The organism is Gluconobacter aidae (assembly GCF_009547075.1).
In the GTDB taxonomy this organism is placed as follows: domain Bacteria; phylum Pseudomonadota; class Alphaproteobacteria; order Acetobacterales; family Acetobacteraceae; genus Gluconobacter; species Gluconobacter aidae.
The window spans coordinates 26,530-38,371 of record NZ_WIPH01000014.1 but is presented as its reverse complement, the minus strand read 5'-3'; the positions used below and the strand labels follow the sequence as shown (position 1 = coordinate 38,371).

Below are 11,842 nucleotides of genomic sequence, written 5' to 3'. Positions count from 1 at the left end.
CAGAATCACATCCGGACTATTGATAAATACAAAGACATTATATTATGAGTTACGATAATACTAATGAAAATAAACCAAATATGGTTGATATATACTCAATTCCTTCCACGACCATCAGGCGGTGACCTATTACGAAAAACATGACGCCTCGACCGTCGAGCACGCCTTTGCCATCGCCAATATCCTCCATATTCATAGCAAGGTTCTCGAAGCCTCCTATTTCTACAGGGTGGCTTTCGATATGCACGACAAGACGCAGACGGAATTTCCACTTCCCCAGTCACGGCTTCAGGTCAGGTTGCTGTGTCTTCTGAAATCTTCCAATGCGCCACAGCGCCACAGGCCGCTTTGCGACCTTCAGATTGACGACCAGCACCAGTTCAATGAGGCGGTCGGGAATATGAGGTCTCTTACAAACACCTCGGCTCAGACTGGCATAGCGCCTGAGGTGACAGGAGGGCCTGAGCCCTCCTGCTTCCTCTTTCAGGATCGGTGCGTTTTCGTGATCCGGTCGACCAGATCGTCGTAACGCTGCAGATAGTCGTTCAGACAAAGTTCGGCCTCGGCGTAACGCCGGGCTTCCTGCCCCAGACGACGAGCCGTCCTGCGGTCGTCCAGAAGCGCAAGCGTGGCTTCGGCGATTTTTTCGGGCTCCAGAAAGGGCACCAGCCGGCCGGTGACGTCATCCGTGATAAACTCCCGCACCGGCGCCGTGTCGCTTCCGATGATCGGGCAGCCTGTAGCCATGGCTTCGCGCAGGGACCAGGAGGCGACGAACGGATAGGTCAGATACAGATGGGCATCCGAACGCCGCAGAAGGGCGCGGAAATCGTCATATTCGACCTTGCCGACAAAATGCACGCGATCGAGATCCAGCCTGTCTCCCAGTTCGCGGAGCATGACCTCGCGCCAGCTCTCGCCGTCCGTCGGGAGCGTGCCATAGCTGACCCTGTCTCCGCCGACGAGAATGACATGCGCATCCTTGCGTTCGGAAAGAATACGGGGGAGTGCGCGCATGACGACGTGGAAGCCACGATAGGGTTCGAGGTCACGGGCAACATAGGTGACGAGCGGGGTTCTGGGCGTGATCCGGACGTCCTTGATGACAAGATTGCGCCGTCTGGCCTGCGGCTCGGGGGAGCAAAGCTCCAGATTGACGCCTTCGCGCAACAGGGAAATCTTTTCCTGCGCCCAGACAGGATAGGTTCCGAGCTGGAACTGCGTGGGGCACTGACCATACCCGTTCGCCAGGCAGAGCGCCTGCAGATTGATCGCGTTCTTGACGCGGACGGACGCGGCAAGTTCCGGTGAAGGCGGAAATTCCGGGTCGAACCCCACGTCGTTCTGGTCGGCGTGATAGAAAAACTCGAAATATCCAAGAATTGGGCAGTCGGGAAAAACATCGACCAGATTGAGCAGTTCACCCCAGCCGTGATGGCCGATGATGATATCAGGCTCATACCCCAGCCCCTTGAGCGTCCGGGCAGCCGTTGCGACGGCTTCGGCACGGAGCAGACCGTATTCGAATTCCCTCAGACTGCGATGGGTTTCCATCGAAGGCAGGCGCGGCACGCGGTAAATGGCGCGGCGGACACCCGGAATATGATTGCTGTTCGCTTCAGAGATGAAAACGATCTCATGACCCTGCGCCAGAAGATGGCGGACAAAATGCAGGAACTGTCCTGGAAAATTCTGGTGGACGAATAGATAACGCACGTCTTCTCCGGAGCGACAGGACGCCTCTGCGGTTTCCTGTTCGCGCACGGAGAGGACAGCAGATGACAGCGGTTTTCAAAGACGACCGGAAAGGAAAAGTTCCCTTGCCGGTCACTTGGTCGGGCATCAGCGACGGATCAGGATGCCGGGGTGGACTTGCGCTTTCTGGGGGAAGTCGCTTTGGCGGAGGCGGAGGCAGCCTTCGGAGCACGGGGTTTCGGCGTGACGGGCTTCGCCTCGGCCCTGGCGCGGGTGGCTTTCGGAGCAGCTTTGGGAGCCGCGACCTCCTCGCCTTCGGGCAGGATTTCCAGCAGGAAAGCTTCAAGCGGCGCCAGGCTTTCGGCTTCAAGCGCATCGGCGCCGTCCACGGGCCCAAGACGCGTGCCGTCCGTGAATGTCGCCGTCAGACGAATCCTGTGCGTCTCGGCGGATTTGCCTTTCAGGCGCACGCGCAGCCCCAGAATGGGAAGCGCCATGCCGCGTGAGCCGCAATACTGGCCGCCCTCGGCCCACGGAGACAGCCAGCCCTTGCCGAGAACGGCCTGGTATTCGATGTCCGAAGCCGGGATGCCCTCTTCAGGAGCGACGCTGAAACCTTCGATCCAGCTCTGGCTGCCGGGGACACCCATCCAGTGTCCGATGCCGCTCGTGACATCGCCACGACGCTGGATATGGGCCGCAATATCTTTCGAGATTTTTTTCACACCGGTCTCAGCCGCTTCGGCGGCGGCCGATGCGGCCACAGGAGCCGGGGCCGGCTGGGACGTAGCTGGCTGTGCCGGAGCCGAGGTCACAGGACCGGCAAGCTGGGCCACCTGTAGACGCGGTGCGGCATGGGTACTGTCCGGCTCCTGATAGGTCGTCACGAGAACCGCAGCCGGGCCGCGCATCACACGGACCAGCGCTGCGCCGTTCGAACCGCCGATCCAGCCATCCTCCTCGAAAGTGCTGACTGTCACGACTCCCGGTGGCGTTCCCGGAGCACGCGAAATCCGCACTCCCGGCAGGCCGGCCGGCCCTGCGGGCGTCTGGCCGGCAGCATGGAAGATGCAGAAAATACCTGCATCCAGAACCATCATGTGTGCACCGGCCTTGAGGTCGATGACCCGGTTCTGTCGCGGTGCTTCGGCGGCGTTAGACATTCCCTACTCCCAATTACGTCCGTTCTCGCGGGCAATAATACTGGCATGTTTCATAAACTGTCGCGAGTGGTCCTGACACTTGCAAGCAGCAGCCCAACGATGCGTTGCACCAGTTTTCATAAATACCGGCCTCCGTTTCTGCATTATAGTGGACTGCTTTGATAGAAAAGATAAATCACCCGTCATTCTGATGACCCCATCGCCGCATCAGGATCATGGCAAGCTGGTACGGCGCGACCCCGAGTGGCACGGCAAAACCGGTCATGCTTCTTCTGACCCGTTCTCCCTGCGCGCCCAGGTCGAAGCAGACCGCTTCCAGCCCGCTGCGCCAGATCTGGCCCAGAGCATAGCACCATGTTTCGGGAGCGATGGAGGGAATCAGTCCCACATCCGGCTGCTGCTGGCGGATCAGGGACTGGACCTCCTCTTCGCGATATTCTCCCGTTACCCGGACACCCCGCGAGATCAGCGCATCGTCGTCATGCGTATGGCCAACCAGAGACAACACGATGGGCAGGCGATGGGTCTGGATCTCGGTCGCCAGCGCCAGCAGGACGTCATACCCTTTCCACTGACTGATTCCCCCCACGACACAGACCCTGAGCGGTTGCCCCCGGGTCGCGTGACGATGGGGCATGATGTCTTTGTGAAGCGCCGCATCGTCTTCCAGCGGCAGGGCTTCGATATTCAGACCGGGGAAATGGCGGCGGATGCGCCGGACCGTATCCCCGGAAGGCGCCATGAGCCTGCGCGCGCCGGATAACTCGCGGGTGGAGCGGGCCAGAAGGTCGGCAATGGAGAGGTCTTCGCCGAGATAGCTTCCCCATCGTGCCACACAAAGTTCACATCCCGCCGGGTCCGGTTCGCCGCAGTAACGTCCCGTTCCGTCGCAAAGCGAGATGCGCGGACAGAACCAGACATGATCATGGATGAAGACGTCATACGGAACGCCGAGCGCCTCATGCAGGGCCCGGATGCAGGGCGCATGGCCGATCAGATGGTGCCACTCCACTGTCTGGACACGCAGGGCAGCGAGCAGGCCCAGCAGGGACGGAAGTTCCTCCGGGAGATGGTATTTCAGGTTGGGAAAGCGTTTTCCATCAAGGGCGTATTCAAGCACGCAGCCGCGTTCATGTGGACGAAGCGCGAGGGCCAGAACGCCGTCCGCCTCGAACGCCTCCGACCGCTCACGCACGACACGCCCGACCCCGCCTCCGGCGTCATGCTGGACCATGAGAATGGCGGGCCGGCCCGCGCCCTGCCGGAGCAGCCGTGCGGCATCCAGCCTGCGCCGCGTTTCGTGCAGGGGATCGGCGGCAATGAAACGCGCCACGAGGGCATGATAGCCAGGGTGCAGGGCATTGAGGATGTCCAGATTCCGAGCGCCGAGAGCATTCCGGGCGGTTCCGAATGACGCGGATCCGACATGAGCGACGTAAAGCTCCGGCGCGGCCAGATGCCGGAATCCCCGGGCCGTCGCACGGAGACAGAAATCATTTTCCTCGCCATAGCCCTGCGCGAACAGATCTTCGCGGAACAGACCCGTTTCGGCCAGACAGTCCGCGGAAATCGCCATGCAGAACCCGTGGGCAGTGGGCAGGTCGATCTCCGTAGAGACAGCCCCACTCTTCTGGCACAATCGGTCCATCGCGCGCATTTCCGCAGGGGATGGAACCGGGTTGGGATGGTCCGTGGACGGATAGGACAGGATGGTCGCATCGTTGGAAAATGGCGTGACCGTACCGACATCCGCTCCTGCAAGCCTTGCCCGCAACCGCCCGACCCAGCCAGCGGGGACGAGCGTGTCGCTGTTGAGCAGCAGGATATCCCGCCCTGCCGCCGCACGCATTCCGTCATTGGCGGATATCGGAAAGCCCCGGTTGCGCTCATGACGGATCAGGGTAATCCGTCCGTCCTCCGTCAGTTGATCGAGCGCCTGTGCAAGAGACGGCTCGGGGGTGGCATCGTCCACCACAATCACCGGCACATCCGTCGGACAGGTCGCAAGAACGCTCCGCAGGCAGGCCATGGTCCGGACCCGGTCGGCATAGACCGGGATCACGACCGCACAGCCTGGGCTCTGGCGCGGAAGATGCGGACGCATCCTGCCCGGCTGGATCTTTAAGGGACGTAAACGTGCCGGCAGAGCCCGCGTCTGTCCCGAAACCAGTTTCCCCACCAGAGGATCAACGGGAGCACCCGTCAGAAGACGACCGTTTTCGTTCCACAGATCGAGGGGACCGTCATCGCGTTCGGGGCACTCTTTGGCCGGAACGTGAAACGCCCGGTAACGCGCCAGGGGGACGTCGCTGTCCACATCCTGCGCGAAAGCCTCGGCCCGGAGGGTGGAGCCGTTCCACAGTGTGACCGCAGGGACATGTTCGGGTTCGGCCGGCGTCCAGATCCAGCCCCTCAGGCCATCCGCCGCCGCTTCGACGAAGGACTCGCAGCGGGTCAGGGCGGCGATCTCCAGCGGGCTGCCAAGAACATGCCGCCCGCCAGCTCGGACTGCCAGATGCCGCGCTGAACGCCAGCCTTCCGGAAGGTCATATCGGCCACCTGTGGCGCCCTGTGCGATTTCCCGTCCGTCAAGAAACAGACGAACCGGGCGGGACGTCCCGATATGGACGGTGCCCGCATTGGATGTCGTCATCCATCCCGGCAGCCCTGCGGAAACTGCGATCTGTTCCGCCAGAGAACAGGTTTCCGGGGTCGCATGAAAGGCGGACAGGGCCGCCTGCATCCGGATTGTGGCCTCTTCCATGCGCTGCAACCGCACCAGACAGACGACTTCCAGAAACGCGGCTTCCCGCAGCCCGAAATCCTGCCGCAGATCTTCCATGCGGACCAGGCAGTCCATGAGCCTGCCTGCAGAGAGGCAGGCCAGTCCGACGGACCATTTCAGATTGGGGTTATGCCGCGACATCCGTTCGGCCCGCTCCAGCCAGAACAGGCCAAACGATGCGTTTCCGGCCTGAAGGGCGGCCTGGCCCCGGGCAAAGGCTTCCTGCGCCCTGCGGCTCATGGCCTCCCGCCACAGGGCACGGTCCTCGTCGCTGACAGTCCGCCCGAACCCCGCGAACGCCGCGCCGGGGGTTTTCGGACCGGGGGGAGGACGATCAGCAGGCACGGAAATCAGTCATCGTCATCTGGCTGCGCTTCATCCAGAAGGGCGAGTTCCGCTTCAGCGTCCCTGATATTCTGTGCCTTTGCCCGCTCCAGCCAGATGCGACCTTCCACCGGGTCCGTCACGCCAGCCAGTCCACGCACGAGGTAGCGGCCGAGCATCATCTGGGCGAGGCCGTTTCCACGCTGGGCGGCCTTGCGGAACCACATCTGCGCCTGCGGGCGGTTTTCGGGCACCTCATGACCGCCGCCATACATCGCGGCCAGCGAGAACATGGCGTCCACATTACCGCTGCCAGCGGCTTTCCGATAGAGTTCCAGGGCTTTCTCATGATCCTGACGGCCGTTGATGCTCCCGTCCACAAGCAGCCCCGCCACAGTGACCTGTGCCTCGGCCATGCCCGCATCGGCGGCCTTTTCCATCCAGTAGAACGCCTGCGTGGGATCGGGCTGCACGCCGCGCCCTTCCAGCAGCATCCTGCCGTACCAGTACTGCGCATTGACGACACCATCGGCGGCTTTCTGCATCCAGCGCGCCGCTTCACGTCCGTCCTTCGTACCAGTCACACCTTCAGCAAAGCACACACCCAGATTATAGGCCCCGACCAGATCTCCCTTTTCGGCGGCTTTTTCGAAACGGGCGTGGAGAGCCTGTTTTTCATCAGGAGATGCGGACGCCCCGGCGAGAATCAGGTTCCCGAAATCGGCATCCGCATGCGCATCCCCCGCTTCCGACGCGACCCTGAACCAGTGCGCCGCGACATCGGGGTCCTGATGGACACCATTGCCCGTCAGGTAGAGCAGCCCGAGCGCCCGTGCGGCACCGGCATGTTTCTGCTCGGCCGCCAGGCGGTACCATTTGGCGGCTTCCACAAGATTGGGAGGCAGATCGCCACCATTGGCGCAAAGGTCGCCCAGAAGGGCCGCGGACTGCGTATCGCCATTCATTGCGGCCCGCTTCAGCCAGGTTTCGGCCCGGCCGTAATGCCGGGACGTGCCCGTTCCATCCAGCAGCATCAGCCCGTACCGTGCCTGGGCCGTTACGATATTGCGCTCCGCCGCCTCATGAAAATAACTGGCGGCCTTTCCCAGATCCCGTGGCACGCCCGAACCCGCCTCATACATCCGGCCGAGAATATCGAAAGCCGTGCCGAGGCCACCTTTCGTCGCCTCACTCAGATGCCTGGCCGCAGAAGACAGGTCCGCATCTGTGTGGGCCTCCTGGAGAATGGACAACGCAACACCCAGATGGCCCTGCGAACACCCCGCAGCGGCGGAGCGGTCATACCAGAACCGGCCCTGTGGCGGATCGCGCAGGTCTTCGGGGCCATTGGTCAGGATATATCCTAAAAGGGCCTGTGCATCCGGGGAGCCAGCGTCCGCAGCGATTTTGGCCCAGTGCAGACCCAGATGGAAATCCGGGTGTCTGGGCCCGCCCTGCGGCACATGCGAGAGATCCAGCCCTTCGCTGGCCGTACGGATTTCAAATCCTTCAGGCAGGCCGACCGTATAAAGCGTGGCCAGCACGAAGGCTGCTTCAATATGCCCTGCCTCGGCGGCCTGATAGATCCATCTGGCGCCATCTTCGAGACTGGGCGGAACGCCGAGCCCGTCCAGATAGGCGCGCCCGACCCGGAAGGAGGCCTCCGCGTCTCCTCTGGCGGCGAGACGACTGAGAAGCGCGAATCCCTGAACAGCCTGACCGGTTTCCGTCAGATGGATCGCATATTCCAGCTTTCCCCGAGCGGAAAACAGAGCAGAAAGGCGACGTTTGAACGACATCAGCGAGACAGGTCCTGAATAACTGCCATACAGAAACGCCCGGTCTGTGCCGGGCGTTCCGTTGGGCGCTTCTAGAGACGCACCGTGCTTTTATTATGGCTCTCTCATGCCATTCGTGAGCGCAGGCGTGAGTTTGTTGAACAGATACTGCAACACGGTCCGTTTTCCGACGTCGATATCAGCCGTCAACGCCATGCCCGGCATCGGATGGAAGAAAGAGGGCTGACCATGCAGGGTGTAACGGTCGATCCGCAGTCGGACACGATAGACTCCTGAAGCGCTGGTATCGTCGACAGCGGCGCTTCCGTTCGCACTACTGTTGCCGCTCTGCGACTGTGGCGTGAAAGCGTCCGCACTGATGACACGAACCGTCGCTTCCGCGCCGCCATACTGATCGTACGGGAATGTCGCGAATTTCAGAAGCGCATGATCGCCGACCTGCACGAAACCTACATCCTGCGAGCGCAGGATGGCTTCCATTTCAAGTCCATAGCCAGTGGGAACGAGGGTAATGAACTGCCCGGCGGACTGGAGGACGGACCCGACGGAGCCCTGCGCGATGGTCAGGACGATACCGTCTTCGGGAGCCCGCAGAAGTACCAGATCCTGACGAAGATGCGCTTTCTCATAGGAACTTCGGTATTCGGCCAGATGATGCCCGGCTTCGGTCAGATCCGAATAGATCTTGGCCTGCCAGTTCCCGATATATCCGTCACGTTCGGCCTTCATCGCGGCGAGCTTCTTTTCCGCGGAATTGGCGCTCTGCTGGGCGGCGATCTCCGCGCGCTCGGCTTCCATCAGTTCGGTCTGGGCGCCAAGGGTCGAAAGACGGGAGCCGACCTGATCGGCCTGTTCCCGCTGACGCATCTGCAGGACCTCGGACGCTACCCGCATTTTGCTGCCATAGATGGCCGCATTGGCCCTGTAACCCTGGATATCACTTTCAAGACCGGCAATCTGCTGAACGTAGTTCTCGACATGCGCCTGATATTCGGTCTTGCGACGCAGAAACGCGGCGCCCTGCTCGACAGAGGCCGGATCATTCAGATTGACGTGATAGTCCTGCCCCGCGGCTTCCGCTTTCAGACGGTCATATTCCGCCTGATAGGCATCACGCTGCAAGCGCATGTTGGTGATGTCGGCCTCGGTGATGGTCGGATCAAGATGGGCGAGCACATCACCCTTTTTCACGAAATCGCCGACATGGACGTCAATGGAACGGATAATGGAGGTTTCAAGCGGCTGCACGACAATGGTCGGCTGCGTTGAAATCAGCCGCCCCGGTGTGGAGACGACGCGATTGATCGGAAAGAAAGCCATGGCTGCAAGACACGCCAGGAACAGACCGCCGATCAGCAGGATGATGTAGCGCGCGGCCGGGGTGGCCGGAAGATTGACCAGTCCTGCCGTTGGCGAATGAAACTCCAGCAGCGCCAGTGGCATGTCGTTGGGCGCAAAAGGATCGTTGGCCGTCCGCGGAACGTGCTGGTTGAAATCTTCATCGGCCGGGCCGGAGGACCGGTCATCCTGAGGGATCATGTCGGAAGAGTTCATGATCACTCTCCTTCCGTCAGTTGCCCGGCAGAACCGGGACCGTCGTTATCTGTCATGTGCCGGTTCTGCTGCAGCCAGAGCATGCGGTAGATTTCACAGCGCTCCAGAAGGACCCGGTGAGGCGCGATATCCACCAGCTTGCCCTGATCCATGACTGCGATCTGGTGGCAGTTTACCAGAGACGACAGGCGATGGGAAACGATCACCATCGTCCGGCCCTTGCCGATCCGTTGCAGATTGGCGTTCACGAGTGCTTCGGACTCAGGATCCAGAGCCGATGTCGCCTCATCCAGAATCATCAGCTTCGGATCACTGATCACCGCACGGGCGATGGCAAGCCGCTGCCTCTGACCACCCGAAATGTTGGTCGAGCCTTCCTCGATCCAGGTGTCATAGCCGGCGGGCATGCGCTCGATGAACTCTTCCGCACCAGCCAGACGCGCGGCGCGGATCGCGTCATCGATCGTCAGGCCGGGACGGCCCGCCGTGATGTTGTCGCGGATCGTTCCCCGGAACAGGAAGTTGTCCTGAAGCACCACGCCAAAGGAGCGGCGCAGATGGGTCAGGTTGATTTCACGCAGATCCACACCGTCAAGACGCAGATAACCCGTGTAGTTCCGGCTCACACCCTGCAGAAGGCGGGTGATCGTCGATTTACCGGACCCTGAACGCCCCACGAGACCCAGCATCGTCCCGGCGGGAATATCGAACGTGACATCATTGAGAGCCTTGGTCGTCGAACCGGGATAGGAAAAATCGACATGGTTGAACGACAGCGCACCCTTGACGACCGGACGCATGCCCGTTGTCAGGGCCTTGGTTTCCGTCGGCTGGTTCAGCACCATTCCGGCTTCGCTCAGGGAAACACTGACCTCGTTAAAGGCTTCCATCAGCTTGGCAAGATTGACGAGCGGACTGGCGACACGGCCGCCGAGCATCATGAAGCCCATGAGAGCACCGGCCTGCATGGAACTGGCATTCGTCAGGATGAGATAGGCCCCGACCAGGATAACGCCCCGGTTGATGAAAATCTCGAACGGCATAACCAGGGTCTGCGGCCAGCTGGCCATGCGACCGGCCGCCAGTTTCCAGCGCACCACATCGGCCGTGCGCTCATCCCACAGTTCGCGTCTTGTCGTTTCAAGGGCCAGCGTCTTGACCGTCCGGATACCGGCGACCGTCTCGTAAAGGATGGAGCCACGCTTCATTTCGGCGAGAACCTGCCGACCGATGACACGTGTGACGGGAGGCAGGAACACCACCACGATGAGACCGATGCAGCCCGCGGCGGCCAGTGTCATCCAGGCGAGGGTCGGGCTCATCACGAACAGGACCGGCAGGACCACGATCAGGGTGAAAAGATCCAGCAGGGTGCTCATCAACTGCCCGGTCAGGAAGTCCCTGACCTTGAAGACGGCCATGAATCGTCCCAGGATTTCACCTGTCTGTTCACGCTCGTAGAATTCCAGCGGCAGAGCCAGCAGCCGGTTGAAAGCATGCAGAGAGATACGCGCATCCAGTCGGGTGGACAGGATCAGGGACAGTTCGCGCCGGGCGTAGGTCAGCAGGATCTCGTAGAACGAGAGAATGATGACAAAGCCGCTGAGCGAAATCAGCGTCGCCATCGAGTGGTAGTTCACCACCCGGTCGACGACCTGCATCACGATCAGGGCCGGGAAAATCTGAAGGATGCTGAGGACCATCGACGCGAAAGCGATGTCCCGCATCACCTTCTTTTCGCGCAGCACCATCTTCGCGAACCAGAGCAGATCGAACTTGGCGTCGCCCTCGGATTCGTCGCGCCGGCGTTTGACCAGCAGCACATCGCCGGTCCAGACCTGCATGAGGCGCAGCTCGTCGACGGGGACCGGGGTATCACCCTCGCCGCCCATCGGATCGCGAAGCCACACCACGCCCTTTTCGGCGTCGGCGCGGACCATCAGACCGGCCGAGCCATCCTTGAACATCAGGACAACGGGAGGGGAATTGCGGATCTTGACGAGATAACGCCACCGCAGACGCATACCTTTCGCGACGGCACCCTGCTCGTTCAGCCACCGCGCGAGAGTTGCGGGAGAAGGCGAATCCTCACCCGGTTCCGCCGCAAAATCGCGGATATCCAGCTCCAGGCCGTGATAGCGGGCGGCGGCCAGGACAGCGTAAAGCCGGATGACGGTCGGGCTGACCCTTCCGCCGGGGCCTGACAAGCTCTGGGTATGCTCCACGAAATGTCCTCTATGCTGTTGTCGCGCCAGGGCAGACCAAAGGGCGGCACCAAAGGCAGGAACGCCAGTTCATCTTCTCATGAATAGAGAAGACTCTCTTTTCCGTCACCACCCCTGCAGGCAGGAACTGAAAAATACCTGATGCCAGCATAGTCCCGACAGATCAAAAACTCATTAACGTCTTCAAGCATAGAGGCCCCCGTCACGAGGGCGTTTTATTGAAAACAAGGGATATGACCAGAAAAAACCATATCCCGTATCCTGTTATTCCCGAGCGGGCGTTTTGTCTTTTCCGTT

At 61.1% G+C, this 11,842-nt stretch carries 6 protein-coding genes; all 6 read right to left on the bottom strand.

Annotated elements, in window-relative coordinates; genetic code table 11:
* Positions 1–483: 483 nt before the first annotated feature.
* Positions 484–1,716 carry a glycosyltransferase family 4 protein gene (locus GFJ39_RS07875; protein WP_325062876.1) on the bottom strand — a complete coding sequence of 411 codons (1,233 nt, stop codon included), beginning with the start codon at positions 1,714–1,716 and terminating at the stop codon, positions 484–486.
* A gap of 137 nt (positions 1,717–1,853) precedes the next feature.
* Positions 1,854–2,858 (bottom strand): hypothetical protein, encoded by a 1,005-nt coding sequence (locus tag GFJ39_RS07870; protein WP_153430816.1) that lies wholly within the window; start codon positions 2,856–2,858, stop codon positions 1,854–1,856.
* Positions 2,859–3,033: 175 nt separating this feature from the next.
* Positions 3,034–5,988: a glycosyltransferase gene (locus GFJ39_RS07865; protein WP_325062875.1), complete on the bottom strand. Its 2,955-nt coding sequence runs from the start codon at positions 5,986–5,988 to the stop codon at positions 3,034–3,036.
* Between the two features lie 5 nt (positions 5,989–5,993).
* Positions 5,994–7,766 (bottom strand): tetratricopeptide repeat protein, encoded by a 1,773-nt coding sequence (locus tag GFJ39_RS07860; RefSeq protein ID WP_153430815.1) that lies wholly within the window; start codon positions 7,764–7,766, stop codon positions 5,994–5,996.
* A gap of 93 nt (positions 7,767–7,859) precedes the next feature.
* On the bottom strand, positions 7,860–9,320 hold the full coding sequence (locus tag GFJ39_RS07855) for an HlyD family type I secretion periplasmic adaptor subunit (RefSeq protein ID WP_194285321.1): 1,461 nt from the start codon (positions 9,318–9,320) through the stop codon (positions 7,860–7,862).
* 2 nt (positions 9,321–9,322) lie between these two features.
* Positions 9,323–11,473 (bottom strand): peptidase domain-containing ABC transporter, encoded by a 2,151-nt coding sequence (locus GFJ39_RS07850; RefSeq protein ID WP_153430838.1) that lies wholly within the window; start codon positions 11,471–11,473, stop codon positions 9,323–9,325.
* Positions 11,474–11,842 lie beyond the last annotated feature (369 nt).

Coding starts and splice junctions, on each gene's coding strand:
- GFJ39_RS07860 (WP_153430815.1), bottom strand. CDS start 7,766: ATGTCGTTCAAACGTCGCCTTTCTGCTCTGTTTTCCGCTCGGGGAAAG.
- GFJ39_RS07855 (WP_194285321.1), bottom strand. CDS start 9,320: ATGAACTCTTCCGACATGATCCCTCAGGATGACCGGTCCTCCGGCCCG.
- GFJ39_RS07870 (WP_153430816.1), bottom strand. CDS start 2,858: ATGTCTAACGCCGCCGAAGCACCGCGACAGAACCGGGTCATCGACCTC.